This window comes from Corallococcus llansteffanensis (assembly GCF_003612055.1).
Classification (GTDB): domain Bacteria; phylum Myxococcota; class Myxococcia; order Myxococcales; family Myxococcaceae; genus Corallococcus; species Corallococcus llansteffanensis.
Genome location: NZ_RAWB01000201.1, coordinates 1 through 15663, shown reverse-complemented (window position 1 = coordinate 15663; position 15663 = coordinate 1). Strand labels below are relative to the sequence as shown.

Below are 15663 nucleotides of genomic sequence, written 5' to 3'. Positions count from 1 at the left end.
AGCCGGCTTCCAGCGTTCCATGCGCCACCTCCGTGAGGTGGCGACCTATGCACGCGGTGACAGCCCGCGTCGATCGCTCGCGCAAGTATTCGACTTTCCTCGGGCGGAAACCTGATCGGCGCTCTAGAAGCACAGGCGCTCGTGCTGGAGGCCGCACCGGACGATTCGAAGTCCACACCTGCGAGGAGGGCCTGAGCCATGCTGCAATCCACCTTCTTCGACCCGGTGCTGGGGCTGGACATCCACATGGTGTTGCTGCCCACGCCAGCGGGGCCGGTGCCAACACCTGTGCCCATGCCGTTCGTAGGCATGGTATTCGACCCGGTGGGCTTGGCACTGGGCGCGGCCATCGGCATGGCGACGGGAGGCGGCCCTGGTCTGGTTCTGGTGAATGGTCTTCCAGTTGCTAATTGTGGCACCGCCGTCACCAACCTGCTGACGTTGCCTCACCTGCCCCTGCCGGGGGTGGGATTTGTCAAAGGACTGCCCAACAACGACGCGGAGTTGATGTTTGGTAGCCTCAACGTCAGCTTGGGCGGCAACCTCGGTGTTCGTTTGGGGGACATCGCCCTCAGTTGCAGCGACCCCGTGCGCCTCCCGACCAGCCTCACGCTCGCCATCCCCAAGGGACCGCTGGTGATCAATGGCGCCCCCATGGTGCCAGACCTGGCGGGTATTGCTGAAAATCTTGCCATGCTGGCGGGGATGAAGGCTCTGGTAGGGTTGGCCCGGGGTGGGGTTAAACTATTCCGCTGCCTGCGCCAGGCTCAAAAGCGAAGCAAAGGCTGGGCAAGGGTGAGTGGTGCTCTCAAGAAGGCCATCGACAAGGTGGCGCCTGGGCGTATCAAGGACAGACTGAAACGAGCGGCATGCTTCGTCACCGGCCATCCGGTGGATGTCGCCACGGGCCGCGTCTTCACCGACAACGTGGACTTCGAGTTGCCAGGTCCGCTACCGCTGGTGTTTGAGCGGGTGTATTCCTCTTCCCTCTCCTGGAGGAATGGACCCATGGGCTACGGCTGGAGCCACAGTCTGGGCCAGGAGGTATGGTTGGAGCGAGGCAAGGTGGTGCTGCGTGAGGCGGACGGCAGGGAGGTGGAGTTCGCCACTGACACGTTCCCGGACCGCATCATGCAAGCCAACCAATCTCTTTACGATGCCACCAACCGAATCACCCTGCGCAGCCACGGCGGCTTCCGCTGGACGGTGGAGGACGCGGACGGAACGGTGCGCGAATTCGCGCTCCTGGCAGGTGGCCCACCGCACCGCGCCAGTCTGCAACGCATTCGCAGTCGCGACGGCCATCACACCCTTGACCTGGCCTACAGCGCCAGGGGCCTTCTGGAGTGGGTGCGTGACTCCTGCGGGCGGCTTGTTGGCTTCACCCATGACGCGAAGGGCCGCCTCACCGAGGTGAAGCTACCGCTCTCCAGGGAGACGGGCTTCTATCGCCACCTCAAGTACACTTACGACTCCCATGGTGACCTGGTGGAGGTAGAGGACGCGGCCGGGGCCGCATGGAGATTTGAATACCAGGGTCATCTCATGGTGCAGGAGACGGACAGGGCAGGCCTCTCCTTCTACTTCCAATACGATGGCTGGGGCGCCCAGGCCCGATGCGTGCGTACCTGGGGAGACGGCGGCATCTACCACCATCTCATCTCCTACGACAGGCACAACCGGAAGACACTGGTGGAGGACTCCTTGGGGGCCACCACCATCTATCAACTGGATGCTCTGTGCATGGTGGTGGAGGTGATGGACGCGCACGGCGCGGCCACGTCCTACGCCTACGATCCAGAGTGCGGGCTCCTCACCCAGGAAACGGACGCCCTGCAACACAAGCGAACCACCGTCTATGACGCCCGGGGCAACGCGGTAGCGTTCGAGGGACCGGATGGAACAAGGGTATGTTTGGAGTATGACGACAAGAACCTGCCGGTGCGTGCCATTGACGTTCTCGGCAACACCTGGGCGTGGGCCTACGATCGGGAAGGCCACCTGATTGAACGGCAGACGCCTACGGGCGAATGCACCCGCTGGGGATGGCAAAGGGGACTGCTCGTGTGGGCGGAGGCCCCCGGCGGCCGCCGGACGGTTCTGGAATATGACAAGCAGAAAAAACCAGTCCGTATCGTAGCTCCCAACGGCATGGCCACTGAATACGACTTTGATGGGCAAGGCCGGGTGGTGCGGGAAAAAGATGCACGGGGCGCCATCGTTCGCTTCCGTTATGATGTTCAAGGCAACCTGCTGCGGGTGGAGTCGCCCACGGGCGTGGTAGAGCAGAGGGTCTACGACGCCCAAGCCAACCTGCTGGAAGTACGCGACGCCACCCGGCATGTGCGCTTCACCTATGGTCATTTCCACAAGCTGATAGCGCGGGAGGAGGGGGGAACCTCGCTGCGCTTCCACCATGACCCCGAAGGCCGCCTGAGGAGCGTCCTCAATGAGGCGGATGAAACATACACATACACCCTGGACGCCCTGGGCCGGGTGCAAGAAGAGACCGGCTTCGATGGACAAACGCGCCGATACACGCGCGACGCCTTGGGCCAGATCACCAGAGCCTTCCTTCCAAGCGGCCGCTCCACTGAATACACCTACGACAAGGCCGGCCGCCCCCTGACCCAGAAGCACGCCGACGGCACTGGAGTAGAATTCGAGTATCGCGAGGACGGAGTCCTGCTTCGCGCTCGCAATGAATCCACCACCGTCCTCTTTGAAAGGGACGCCTCGGGTCGCGTGGTGCGAGAGGTGCAGGGAGACCATGCGGTAGCCTCCCACTTCGACACTGCCGGGCAGCGCATCCTCCTGGAAACCTCTCTGGGCGGCCGCATGTCGGTGTTGCACGACGCATTGGGCGAAGTCTCCTCGCTGCACTTCGGAGAAGAGTCCCTCCACGCCTCGAAGCCCACCCTTCGCTTCGAGAGAGACGCCGTCGGACTTGAGGCGGCCCGCGTGTTGCCTGGGGACGTGCGGGTGGAGTGGCAACGTGATGCCGCAGGCCGGCCCACGACTCGCCGCACCCTTCGCCATGTCGCTGGCGCCCCCATCCAACAACTCGACTCGCGCACGTACCACTGGCGCGGGGAAGACCAGTTGTCCTCGGTGGAGGATGCACTGCGCGGTCGCACCGACTACACCCATGATGCTCGCGGCCGTCTGATTGCCCAGGTCGGCCCTTCGGGCATTCAGCATCGCGCCATGGATGCTGTAGGAAATCTCTATCGCACCTCCACCCGGACGGACAGGCGTTACGGACGGGGTGGGCTCCTGAGGGAGGCTGACGGCTGCCGCTACTCTCATGATGCAGACGGCAACCGGACGGAGAAGGTGGATGGCGACGGCTGTCGCTGGCGCTACCACTGGAATGATGCGGGTCTGTTGGCGGAGGTCCTTCGTCCCGACGGACGGACCGTGCGCTTCGAGTACGACGCATTCGCCCGCCGTACCCGCAAGGTGCTGCTACAGATCGCCCCTGACGGCACGACCACGGTGGAGGCCGACACCCGCTTCGTCTGGGACGGCAATACCATGATGCACGAGGTCTCCCCCGAAGCGTCTGCCACTTGGTATTGGCAGCCCGGTACCTCCACCCCGGTGGCCAAGGAGACGGCAGGCCGCAGGTGGGCCATTGCCTCGGACATCCTCGGTACCCCCACGGAGATGTACGACGAGGCCGGTCAACTCGCTTGGCGATTGCAGCTGGACACCTTCGGTGTCGGCCAGCCCGATGTCGCCTTGCAACACTGCCCCTGGCGATGGCCCGGACAGTATAAAGACGAAGAGACAGGCCTCTTCTACAACCGCTTTCGCCAATATGACGCAGTCGCTGGAAGTTATATCAGCCAGGACCCCTTGAGGATTCATGGGGGCGTGAGGATGTACGCATATCCTCTTTCGCCTCTAACGACCTTCGACCCATTTGGCCTATTCCCCTGGAAGTGGAACCCTGACAATGGAATGGGGCACCATCTTGTTCCACGAGGAAAAGCGGCCAGTGCCAATTTGGATCTCCTGAGTACCAAGCGGGATACGCCCACATACTTCCCTACGCCCTATCAACCGGCTGACCACGAGGCTCTTCATCAGGCGCAACGCCCCTATATTGGCAAGATCCAAGGCCCCTGGGCGGGCACACAAGATGAATTGATCGTTGCGAGTCGACGCGGTCTCGAAGATCTTCCGAACATGCGCGGAGACTTGCGGATCCCGAGTACTGGCGAAGTGATTGCACGCGACGTAAGCCCAACTCAAGCCTTCGACAGCCTCATTCAGTGGCACCAGAATAAACTTTCCCAGCAGACACCCTCATGTTCGTGACCAATGTTTCCGCAGACTACAATGGAATTGTTCTTTTTGAACCAACACTCCTGACCAAGCGCTACTCGCCCCTTCTGGATGGAACCAACCTCTTCAAGAAGTTCACAACGACCGATGAAGGCGATGAGATCTTGCGTGAAGGACTTATTGTTCCCGTACTTGCCATTGACAGCGCGGGGTACAGCATCGTCGTGCGCGACACTGATGAGCCTACCGGCTTCGCCGGGTGCGAACTCGTAGTCGAGAACGCTGAGTATGCGCTGAACGTCGAATCTCGTTTAGTGATTGCAGATCTCGCAGTGCTAGTCGAGTGGGCTTCGGATGAGGGATGGCAGGACGTCGACGGAGTATCCCCGGGCCTGTATTCAGTCTCCGTGCGAGGGTGGCGACGGAAAGAAAAGGCGGAGATTGTTGAAGCGGGCTATGAGTTCGTGCTCCGGAGACAAGCAGCGCTCCCGGAAGTGACAGCCGACACAGGCAAGATCATGCAAATTTTTCGCCATGACTAGGACTGCCAGGCCACCCCTTGGTACTGGCTCTGTCCCGCTCGGAGCATGAGCATAGGAAGAATAGAAGGGGTATAAGGAGTTTCTAACAAAAGTCAGGCTTGAAGGCTCCGAAAGAGTATCAGGCAGGAGCCGAGCACGAGGAGGGCGAAATGGACATCGTCCTGGCGCTCATCACGCACTCGCAGGCGCTGCAGTTGGTTGATCCACGCGTTGGTGCGCTCCACCACCCAGCGGTGCCGCCCCAGCCGATGCTTCGACTCGATGCCGGGCCGTGCGATGCGGGCAGTGATGCCGCGTCGGCGCAGGCCCCGGCAGTTCTTGCGCGAAGAGTATGCTTTGTCCGCATGCAGCTTGCCGGGCCGATGCCGGGGGCGACCGCGGGGATGCTTCACATCGGGCATCGCATCCAGCAGGGGGAACAGTTCGTGGGTATCGTGGACGTTGGGTCCCGTCAGACTCTCGGCCAGGGGCAGCCCCTTTCTGTCGACGAGAAGATGATGCTTGCTACCCGCCTTCGCTCGGTCCGTCGGGTTCTTGCCCGTGAGGGCACCCCTTTTTTAGCTCGGACACTTGAGGAGTCGAGCGAGGCACGACTGAAGTCCACTTGGCTCCGCTGTCCCATTTCGTTGAGCAAGACGCGCTGAAGTTGCTCGAACACCCCGGCGCGTGTCCACTGCTCCAGGCGCCGCCAAGCCGTCATCCCCGACAGGCCGAACTGCTTCGCTGGGAGCATCTCCCAGGCGATACCGGTCCTGAACACGAAGACGATGGCCTCCAAGGCGGCTCGCTCATTGGCCCGTGGCCGGCCAAGCTTCTTCTTCTTGGGAACCGGAACCAGAGGAGCCACTCGCTCCCACAGCGCATCCGGTACGAGTTCGCGAGCCATGGGCCCCAGATGCTTAGCCCGCTCATCCGTCCACCCGGCTGTTCTCCCTCAAACCTGACTTTTGTTAGGAGATCTGAGTAGGAACCAAATCCGCCTGTGCGGCTTCGATTCCCGCCGCCTCCACTGAGGATCTCCCCCGTTCTGGCCCGGACGGGCATGCAGTCACCACACGAAGGGCCCGGAACCGAAAGGCTCCGGGCCTTCGTCTCTTCTCAGCCAAAGACCGTGCGCGCCATGTCGATGCGTGAGTTCAGGATGCGGGAGTCGAGTGACATGACGATGAGCTGCTTGGCGGCCTTCTCCGACACCCACTGGATGCCGAAGTTCAGCGTCTGGTTGCTCACCACCGACGGCAGGGACAGCCGACCGCGCCCGACCGCGCCCATATCACCGCCCAGCAGCCCCGACAGGACGCTGCTCAGTCCGTAGACCGCTCCGCCGAACAGCGTCTCCCCCAAGACCCGGCCGGCGCTGTCGCCCCGGGCGGCGGACCGGAGCCCGTAGTTGGCGCTGCCGCTGAAGGCCCCCGAGACGCCTTTCTGGACCACCCGGAGCTGGGTGGACGCGTCGACCGCGTTCTCGAACGCGGTACTGCGGGTCAGCGTGCTCCACCATCCGCCCTGGCGGGCCGTTTCGAGCAGCCCTCCCAGCGAGCCCGAGCCACGCCCCAGGGCCGGCACGGCCCCCACCCCGCCGAGACGGGCGGCCGCCACGCTGCCGAGCGCTTCGGAGGCGAAGCTCACGGCCAGGCCGGCCGCCAGGTAATAGCCCATGTCCGCGGCGGAGGCGTCCGGTGGCGCCATGGAGAAGGCATTCATGACGCCGAACGCCTCCGCCATGCCCAGGGACTTCAGGCTCATGCCCGCCAGAGGTCCGAGCACCAGCCCCGTGGCGGCCAGGGCGCCTGCGATGCCGAACGACAGGCTCGCGTCCGCCACCTCGTTGGGCCCGCCGCCCCTCGCCAGGGCGTAGCTCCCGCCTATCACCGAGAAGGCGCTGTAGCCGCCCCAGATGAGCATCAGCCCGCCCAGCGCCGCCGCCTCGGGCAGTAACGCCACCGTGGCGATGGCGCCGCCGACGACAGCGAGCGTGCCGAGGATCTCCTTCCAGAACATGCCCGTGGGGTCGGTGAAGTTGAACGGGTTGTTGCCCACGTAGACATAGGGGCTTGCGAACTGGAACGCGGGGTCCGTGTCGTAGAACCGACCCACGATGGGGTCGTAGAGGCGGGCCTGGTAGTTGTAGAGCCCCACCGTCCCCGCCGCGTCGAAGCCGTCCCACTCCTGCCCGGTGTACCGGTAGGGCATGAGCGTCGGGTCACCACTGGAGCGCATGCCCTGCCCGAAGGGCAGGTAGTCGAACGCGGCCAGCACCGTCCCCGTTTGGTCGAACACCACGCGCGTCGACCCCTGGTGGTCGCGCACCACGTAGCAGGTCTTGTTTCCAGTCACCATCGCGAGCAGCCCGTTGGGTCCGCGCACGAACGCCTTCTGCGTCACCGTGCCATCCGGTTGGGTGATGACATGCAGCAGCGGGTCGTCCTCCAACCCACGGACGTAGACGGTGGTGGTCGTCTTCCCGGCGATGACGTGGGACTTGGACACCCGCTCGCTGGCGCTGCCGTAGCGGAACGTCAGGGTCGCGGGCGCCGGAGCCGCCACCGTGAGGGTGCTCGCGAGCCGGTGGAACGCGTCGTAGGTCAGGGTGCTCAGGTTCGGCGTGGCCGAGGTGACCTGGCCGCTCGGCGAATACCCGAACGCCAGGGTCGACCGCTGGTGCGACACGGCGTCGTACAGGTCCACCTTGCTCAGCAGGTCCGAGCCGGTGCCGTAGGTATAGGTGAGGTTGAGGTTGCCGCGGTTGAGCGCCTGGAGGTTGCCATTCATGTCGTACTGGACGCCCTTGCCAATGCCGATGCCCCAGTCCGTGCTGATGGTGTTCTCCGCGAAGCGCAGCTGGCCCAGCGGATCAAACGCGTTCCGGTAGGTGTAGCCGGCCGGAGCGCCGCCATAGAGCGCGCGGGCGGAGGTCCCCTGGAGGGTGCCGTCGTAGTAGACGGCGCCCTGATAACCCGCCTGCGGCGTGTCGTAGAACAACGTCCCCGCGAAGTAGTTGTAGGAGACGGTGTTGATCCAACCCGGCGAGTTGTAGGTATACGTCTGGTTGACGTTGGTCGAGCCCAGGAAGCCGAGCGACTCCTTCAGGATGGAGGTGTCCGCGTTGTAGGTGTAGGCCGCGTAGATGGCGGGCGAGACGTCATTGCCAATCATGCTGACCAGACCGCGCCGGTTGTAGCGGTAGTTCACCGCCAGGGGCGTGGCGGTCGGGTAGACGATGCGGACCGTGTTGCCCAGGTTGTCGTAGGCGTACTGCATCGAGCCCGTGTGGCTCACGGGGCCCGCGGTGGTGGTCTGCGTCACCGAGGCGATGTTGCCCCCCGGGGTATAGGTGTAGCCCAGGGTCACGTCCGCGGTCGTCACGCCCGGTGCGTACGTGGCGGTCTGCCGCAGGCGGCCCCCGTTGGCATCCCCGGGGCCGAAATAGGAGTTCTTCTTGCGCGCCACGGGCGTGCCCGGCGGTGGGGCGCCGCCGTCGGGCAGGGCCGGCAGGCTGGACCAGGCGGCGTCGACGGTGCCCGCCTCGGTGAGCCGGCCGAGCGAGTCGTAGGTCCAGTAGAGGATCCGATCGACGTTGGGGCCGCCAGCGTTCACGCCCTCGGCGTGGAGGGCGTAGCGCAGCCGGCCCAGCCGGTCATGGATGAAGCGGGAGGCGCCGGTATCGGTACCCTGGCGGTAGACGAGCCGGCCCAGGAAGTCGAGCTGCTCGGTGAGGGTGGTGCCGGCGACAGGCAGGAGCACCTGGTTCGTCTGACCGCTGCTGGAGTACGTGTGGCTGTAGCGGGTCGTGACCAGGTCCGTGCCGCCGACCTGGGTCGGGCCCGCGGTGCGGCTGATGGGATTGCCGGCCCGGTCCACCACCGTCACGGTGGAGACGCCGTTGGGGTCGGTGAGCGTGGTGGTGCGGTAGCCCCCGGAGCTGCCATACGCGAAGCGCGTCGGGTGGCCGGCCAGCGAGAAGTTCTTCCCGGGTTTGCCGAGCGCCAGGACCCGGCCCTGGGGCGAGGCCTCGTACTGCTCGCGGGTGAAGGGGTAGCCGCCGTCCCCCTGCCAGTACGTGTTGATCTGCCCTTCCGCCAGGCCCGTGGTCCAGAGCGTCCCGCCGGGTCCACCGTTGGTGAGGTAGGCGCTCTGATAGGCGAACAGCGGGCCCACGCCGCTCATCGGGAAGGTGGCGGCCTTGGTGCGGACGGCCGGGCGCAGCAGCCCGTCGTAGGCGACCTGGGTGACCGCCACGTTGAGCCCGTCGGCCATCTGCTGCGTCTGACGGTCGTTGCCCGCGCCGTCCTTGAAGACCACGTCGACGAGCGGCTCGACGAAGGTGACGAGCCCGGTGAAGGACACGTCCGTCGAGGCCTCGAGCACGAGGACCCCGGGTGACGACACCTGCGGCGTGGTGTCGATGAGGAGCCGCCCCCCGGCCCAGAACAGCACCCGGGAGTCGACCACCGCGAACATCCAGTCTGACGCGTAGGGGTAGGTTCCATTCCCGAACGCGTTGGTGAACTTCGTGGTGCCCAGGTACCAGGAGCCGGTGCCCGGCTGGGAGGCTGGCTGCCACGACACCTCCAGGTTGCCAATCTTCAGGCCGACCTTGCCCGCCGGAGCCGCGGTGCCCGCCGGAGGCAGGACCTGCACGCGCACGCCGTAGTTCTGCTGCTGTCCGTAGCGGGTCCAGGTGCAGGTGTCCGCCCCGCTCCCAGCGTGGCGCAGGGCCCTGCCAGACACCGACCAGGCCTCCGGGTGCGTGGCCTGCCAGCGGGACTGCCAGTCATCGGTGAACGGCTCGTAGCCGCCGGCCTCGCGCGAGCGGGCGCGGGATACCCGATTGAGCTGCTGGACGGAGAGCCGTCCCGAGGGATCGTCCCGGACCTGCCAGATCGCGGGCAGCTCCGTGGGGCTGTCCGTGGGACCGAGCTGCGCCACCGGCGTCTGCGAGTCGTCGAAGAGCGTGCGCTGGGTGAGGCCCTGGCCCGTCACGGTCGCGGTGACGACGCCGAACGCGGGGTCATACGCGTTGACCGAGCCGGTGGCGTCCGCCGGCAGGAACAGGACGTCGTCGATCAGCACCCAGGTGGACGCCTTCTGGGTGGAGAACTGCAGGGTGACGGCGCCCGGGCCCGAGAACCCGCTCGGGCAGGGCGTGAAGGCGGGAGCCGAGACGAAGGCCCAGGCACCCTGGGTGTCCGGAACCTTCACCTGGGTGCTCGTCCCCGTGGCGGCCAGGGTGATGGACAGCCAGGCCTCGCCACTGTCATTGCCGTAGCCGCCCTGCGTCTTCGCCCAGAAGGACACGGTGAACTGCCGGCCCGGCGCGGTGGGCGCGAAGTCACCCTTCAGGCCCGGGGCCGCGGCGCCCTGCCCCACGGGTGCCAGCTTCAGGCAGCGCAGTCCCGTGTGGCTGTCGCCGGTGTAGAGCGCGCCGCCCGGCTGCACCGTCCAGCCCGCGGTGGCTTCATAGCCCTCGCAGCCGAAGTAGCCCGCCTCGCTCCCCTGGAGGCTGGCATGGCTGAAGGTGGCCACCGGCCAGCGGTTCGCGGCGTCGTAGAGGTTGGAGGTGACGTGGCCGTCCGCGTCGACCAGCTCCGTCTGCAGGCCCTGGGTGTTGGGGGCGCTCAGCGTGGCGGTCTTCAGCCAGTCCGTGGCGGGCGGCTCGTTCGAACCCGACCAGTCGGCGAAGTTGAACGCGCTGGTGTTGGTGCGCGCCCGGTAGCTCTTGTCGGGCGCCCACGTCCCCGCCGCTCCCCGCTTCCAGGTGGAGACCGTGACGGAGCGGTTGAAGGTGAGCTGGGGCGTGATGACCTGTTCGGTGGTCTGGACCACCGGCGTGAGCAGGTTGAGCGCCGCGGCGGCCGGATACGCGTCGCAGAGGTACGTGTAGCCGGTGGTGAGCGTCTCCGCGTCGCCGTTCCAGTTGGTATTGACCAGGGAGCTGGTGACCATCAGGCCGGTCGTGTCCGACCAGCCCTGGGTCCGCGTGCTCGTCAGCCCATCCACGGTGGAGTCCAGGCGGCGCAGGCGCGGATAGCGGGAGGAGCCTCCCGTGAGCGCGCTCTTCGTGGTCACCCACCAGTAGCGCTTCGTCACCGCCACCTGCGTCCCCTGCGCATCGCAGACGCTCTCCTGGTAGGGCAGGCCCACCAGGGCCGCGAAGTTCGTCGCGGCGTTGGTGGACGCGGCGTCGTTCGGGAACGGCACCAGGGAGTCGGTGCTGCCCAGCCCGTTGAAGCTGTAGACGTCGGTGAAGCCATACGGGGTGGCCTGGCCGTCCGCGCTGCCCGGCATGACCCGCGTGCGGTTGAACAGGCCGGCCCACCCCAGCGTGACGGAGATCGCCTTGGAGGTGTCGTAGCCGTAGGACACCTGCGTCGTGCCGAGCCCGTCATTCACGTCGACCCGGGAGACGGCCCAGGCCTTCACCGTGCCGCTGACCTGCCCCTTCACGAGGGAGTAGAGGGTGAGCGAGCCCGGGGCGTCGAACGTGCCGGTGTAGGTCACGAAGGCGTTGACGCCGGTCAGCAGCTTGCCGGACGTGCTGCTGGCGTAGAGGTTCTGGCCCGGGAGGGTGATGGGGGCGAGCGCCGTGCCGTTGCGCAGCGGCACCACCACGGCGTCGGAGCCGGACTGGTAGCTGAGGTAGAGGAACGCGGAGAGCTGCACCGTCTGGGGCGCCTTCTTGGCCACGCTGTCGGGGATGGTCGCGAGGGTGCTCCAGCTGGCGTCCGGGCTCTCGTAGTAGAGCTTGTTCGACAGCAGCACGTAGTTGCTGGGGAAGCGGACCGTGTTGTTGGGATTGCCGGTGATGCTCCACACCTGCTCCTGGATGGAGGGCAGCTGGGCGCCATTGAAGCTGTCGACCTTGAAGGCCCGCTGGGCCGGCTGGTACTCCGTCACGTCGTAGGCGTAGCCGTCCACCGTGCCCGTCCACGACTGGGTGACCCGGCGCACCGCCTTGTCGAAGCCGTAGGACATGTTGAACGCGTCCCCCGTCTGTCCCGGGTAGCGCCAGGCACTGTCCTTCAGGTTGATGCGGTCATCCCAGTTGACGCCGTTGTAGCGGAACAACTGCGGGCCGATGCCCACGAGGCCTCCGTGGATGCCAGGGGTGAACTCGCCTCCGGCATCCACCAGCGTGGTGGCGGTGGGCGAGGAGAAGTCCGCGCCCCAGGTGATGGCCTGGTAGCGGTAGTCATCGCCAATCCACTTGTCGTTGTAGACCCGCAGGACGAGGAAGGAGCCGCCGGCGTAGGCCATGATGTCGTGGGCGTTGACGGCCGTGCTCTGGAGCGACCCGTCGAAGCCCGTGTTCCAGGTGCCGGACGCATCCAGGTACCAGAGCTTCAGGTAGACGAGCTCGCTCGAATCGCTGTTGGAACGGTACAGCGCGGCGAGCCAGTTGTTCCTCGCGCAGAGGGCATAGAGCGTCGTGCCCCCGGAGACGGTGGGGAGCTGGATGGCATCGTCGTTGGACCAGGCCGAGCCGTTCCAGGTGATGCGGTAGAGCTTGCCGCTCGTCTTGCCGAGCGCGGCCAGGAACCCGGTGCCACTGGCCACGTCCACCGCCTCGTCGAGCGCCAGCGCGTCGAGCCGGCGGTTCGAGGACACCCATTCCCCAGGCGTGGTCGGGTCCTTGTGATAGCAGGACAGGGAGGGTTTGACCTTGTTGCCATTGACCGCGTATTGCGGCCGGAAGATGCCGCACAGGTTGGCCTCGGTCACGACCCGCATGTTGTCGTACTGGTCGGCCACGGTCGCATCCCCCATGGCGTCCTCCTGCCAGCGGCCGGTCCATTGATAGAGATAGGTCTTGAACCAGCCGGGGTTGCGGGGGTCCAGCCAGGTCACCACCGCGTAGTCCACGTCGAACCACACGCGGGGCGTCGTCTGGCCCGTCTTCTGGATGGACAGGGTGCGGGGGCTCTGGCCCAGCGTCTGCTCGGCGTAGTTGAAGGCGAAGGTGGCGCCGCCCGGCAGGGTCACCGTGTCGAGCGCGCCCGGCGGGGTGGCGCCGTCGCCGTTGCGGTAGGTGAAGTCCACCGGCGCCAGCGGAGCGCCCCGGCTGTTGCTGCGCTGGACCCGCGTCAGGTAGCGCTTGGCCAGGGTGCCCGCGCCCTTCACGTCGAAGGTGAAGTCCACGCCCATGAGCGCGTTGCCCGCGGCGTCCGTCACCCGGACGGCCTTCAGGTAGCGCGTCTCGTAGCGGTCCTGCCAGGGATTGGGCGAGGCGCCGGTGTGCGGCGCCTGGTACTCCTGCTGGCTGGAGGTGGAGAGCTTCGCGTCGTAGGTGAACTTCACCTTGCGGCCGAAGGTGTCCGTGACGGTGTCCAGGTAGGTGGCGCGGGTGTACGGCAGGCCCCCGCTCCCCACGGGAATGCTGTCATCGCTGAAGGCCGTATAGGCATGGGTGATGGCATTGCCCCACGGGTCCGCGATTCGGGTGAGCCGCCAGGCCAACGCATACGCGCCCTGGTTCTGCGTCAGCACCGAGCCCCCCGTCCACGCGCCCCACCGGACGCCCCACTCGATGGAGTTGCCGGTGCTCGTGCGGGCCCCGGTGGACGGGCCGGTGGCACCGCCAAAGGTGTGGATCCGCCCGTTCTCCCGCAGGATGGTCCAGGTCTCGGTGGCGCTGTCGTAGCTGATCTTCCAGAAGCGCTGGGCGGTCAGGATGAACGAGGTGACCGTGCCGGTGACGCCGGTGGGCAGGAGCCGGTCCACCATGCCGTCGGCGGCGTAGAAGTAGCTGGCCGCGGACGTCTGGCCCGTCTGGTGGTGGTCGGCGAAGATCATCTCGCCGCTCAACGTCCACCCGAGGCCCAGACAGCCCGTGGGCGCCTCCAGGTTCCAGGTGGTGGCGGAGTAGTCCACCCCGCCCCGGTAGAGCGCCTGGAGGGAGAAGTCGAGGCCCTGGCGGCCCTCCAACTCCACCAGCGTCAGGGGGAAGGACACGAGGCCGGTGGCCGGGGAGACGGCATTCTTGAGCGTGGCGGCGGTCAGCATTTCTCGACCTTCTTTTCGTTGCCGTGCGACCGCGAGGGCCGCGCGAGGGAAACCAGACGTCCAGTCCAGATGCGCAGGAAGAGCAGCAGGGCCCGGGGAATGACTCCCGGGCCGGTGGCCAGGCGGTCGCCGTGGAACAGGGCGAGCTGGCCTTCGGTGCCGGGGTGGCGCCGGTAGAGGAGATCCGCCTCGTCGGAGCCGATGGGGATCCGGCGCAGCGAGCCCAGCGCGGCGAGGACGGCGAGCCGGGACAGCAGCCGGCACTTGGGACAGCTGCCCCGGTACAGCAGCACCGGCCGGTCCGAGCCGGAGTCCAGCAACCGCTCCACCGTGCCGGACAGCGTCTGGGAATGGGACGCGCCCGTCATGACGCCCCCCCGCCCGGCATGAGGTAGAGGTTGAGGCGCCGCCGCCCGCTCACGTCGAGCCCGAAGCCGAGGAACAAACCCTGGCACTCGCCCCGGGCCAGGGCCTCGGCCACGGGCGGAAGCTCCAGGCCGAACATCCCGTAGACGCGCGGGAGGCGCTCGTTCCACTGCTCCGGCGTGAAACCCAGACAGGCGTGGCAACAGCAGACATCTATTTTCGTGTCCACCAGCGCGCCCGTGGCCACGCTGAAGCCCGCTGACAGCACCAGGCTGGCCAGCGGCAGGGGCCGGTCCGCGCCGCCCACCATCGCGGTGAGGAAGCGGGAGAAGTCCGGGTCATCGAGCAGCGGCAGGCCGAGCAGATCGCAGCGCACCGGCGTGCGCAGGCGCCAGTGGAACTTGGCCCGCGCCTCGCTGGGGCTCGAGCCCTCGATGCCGACGCTGGACAGGCGCCCGACCTCCGCGATGGCGTCGACGTAGGCCCGCGCGGGGGCCGCGTCCGGCACCATGAATCCGAACCAGCGGCGCAGCGCGTCCCAGGCCTCGGAGTCCGAGCCCGCGCCGCCCTCCAGGTACAGGGCCAGGCCCGGGTCGCCGAGCGGGGCGGCCAGCCAGAAGACGTTCCGGGTGAGGTGGGCCGCGGCCTCGGGGTGGGCCGGCAGCCAATGGTCCATCGCGCGGGTCACGAGCGGCGCCAGCGCTTGCGCCGCACCCGCCTCCAGCACCCGGTCCAGGGCCTGCTGGCGCACCGCCCAGCGGTCCAGGGGCGCTTCGAGGAGCGTCCCCGGATCGCCAATGAGCCGGTAGCGGCAGCCGGTGGGCCCCGACGTGATGCACAGCTCCAGCGCCGAGCCGTCGCCGTTGAGATGCGAGGAGGCGCCGCCCGGGGCGTCCACGCGCTCGGGCATGGCATCCAGACAGAGGGCGGCATGGAGGCGGTCGGCCGCGTCCGGTCGGCCGGCGAGTCGGCCGGCCAGACCCGCGAGTCCGGCTTCGCGCGGCAACAGCGGGGCGGGAGTGTGAGCGTGCATGGGGTGTGTCTCCACTGCGGAGCCGGGCCGCGGCTGGAAGGCCGCGGCCCGGCGGTCCGTCACGACGAGTAGGTGAACTGCGTGAACAGCGCGGCGATGAAGCCGTCGGGGAAGGACGCCGTGACCGTCACGGCGCCAGGGCCGCTGCCGGGAGGTGTCCTGCCCATGAGCGTCTTCCCCGCCGCGTCGACGGAGACGGCGCTCGCCTCGGCGGTTCCGAAGCAGACGCGCACCACCTGCCCCAGGTTGACCCCGGTGAGGGTGAACGCCGTCCCCCCGGAGACGGGCCCCTGCGCCGGAGCGAGCGACAGGAGCTGGGGCAAGGGAGCAATGACGGTCGCGGTCGCGCTGCCTCCCGTGCCTGGGGTTCCCGGTGCGCCGGGAGTGCCATCCGCGCCCCGGAGACCGGTGGGGGCCTGGGAGCCC

At 67.0% G+C, this 15663-nt stretch carries 7 protein-coding genes; 2 read left to right on the top strand and 5 right to left on the bottom strand.

Annotation, left to right across the window (positions count from 1 at the left end; all coding sequences use genetic code 11):
- The first annotated feature begins 198 nt into the window (after window positions 1-198).
- Window positions 199-4326 carry a DUF6531 domain-containing protein gene (locus D7V93_RS19780; RefSeq protein WP_120644905.1) on the top strand — a complete coding sequence of 1376 codons (4128 nt, stop codon included), beginning with the start codon at window positions 199-201 and terminating at the stop codon, window positions 4324-4326.
- Window positions 4317-4835, top strand: a complete 519-nt coding sequence (locus D7V93_RS44460; RefSeq protein WP_147451240.1) for a hypothetical protein — start codon at window positions 4317-4319, stop codon at window positions 4833-4835. Before D7V93_RS19780 ends, D7V93_RS44460 begins: the two co-directional genes overlap by 10 nt.
- A gap of 92 nt (window positions 4836-4927) precedes the next feature.
- Here the strand turns inward: D7V93_RS44460 and D7V93_RS19775 are convergent.
- The 5 genes from D7V93_RS19775 to D7V93_RS19750 form a co-directional block, all read right to left on the bottom strand.
- Window positions 4928-5721, bottom strand: a protein-coding gene (locus D7V93_RS19775) for an IS5 family transposase (protein ID WP_120644904.1) whose coding sequence is annotated in 2 segments (ribosomal slippage) — window positions 4928-5379 and window positions 5379-5721 — 795 coding nt in all. Because the reading frame shifts where the segments join, the coding sequence is not laid out codon by codon here.
- Window positions 5722-5933: 212 nt separating this feature from the next.
- Window positions 5934-13838, bottom strand: coding sequence for an RHS repeat domain-containing protein (locus D7V93_RS19770; RefSeq protein ID WP_120644903.1), 7905 nt, complete (start codon window positions 13836-13838; stop codon window positions 5934-5936).
- Window positions 13832-14206: a hypothetical protein gene (locus D7V93_RS19765; RefSeq protein ID WP_120644902.1), complete on the bottom strand. Its 375-nt coding sequence runs from the start codon at window positions 14204-14206 to the stop codon at window positions 13832-13834. Before D7V93_RS19765 ends, D7V93_RS19770 begins: the two co-directional genes overlap by 7 nt.
- Window positions 14203-15237, bottom strand: coding sequence for a hypothetical protein (locus tag D7V93_RS19760; RefSeq protein WP_147451239.1), 1035 nt, complete (start codon window positions 15235-15237; stop codon window positions 14203-14205). Before D7V93_RS19760 ends, D7V93_RS19765 begins: the two co-directional genes overlap by 4 nt.
- 59 nt (window positions 15238-15296) lie before the next feature.
- Window positions 15297-15663 (bottom strand): IPT/TIG domain-containing protein (locus D7V93_RS19750; protein ID WP_208723074.1); only part of this gene is annotated, 367 nt, incomplete at its 5' end.

Excerpts from the sequence above, each read along its gene's own strand:
- D7V93_RS19765 (WP_120644902.1), bottom strand. The coding sequence starts at position 14,206 with ATGACGGGCGCGTCCCATTCCCAGACGCTGTCCGGCACGGTGGAGCGG.
- D7V93_RS19760 (WP_147451239.1), bottom strand. The coding sequence starts at position 15,237 with ATGCACGCTCACACTCCCGCCCCGCTGTTGCCGCGCGAAGCCGGACTC.
- D7V93_RS19780 (WP_120644905.1), top strand. The coding sequence starts at position 199 with ATGCTGCAATCCACCTTCTTCGACCCGGTGCTGGGGCTGGACATCCAC.
- D7V93_RS44460 (WP_147451240.1), top strand. The coding sequence starts at position 4,317 with ATGTTCGTGACCAATGTTTCCGCAGACTACAATGGAATTGTTCTTTTT.
- D7V93_RS19770 (WP_120644903.1), bottom strand. The coding sequence starts at position 13,838 with ATGCTGACCGCCGCCACGCTCAAGAATGCCGTCTCCCCGGCCACCGGC.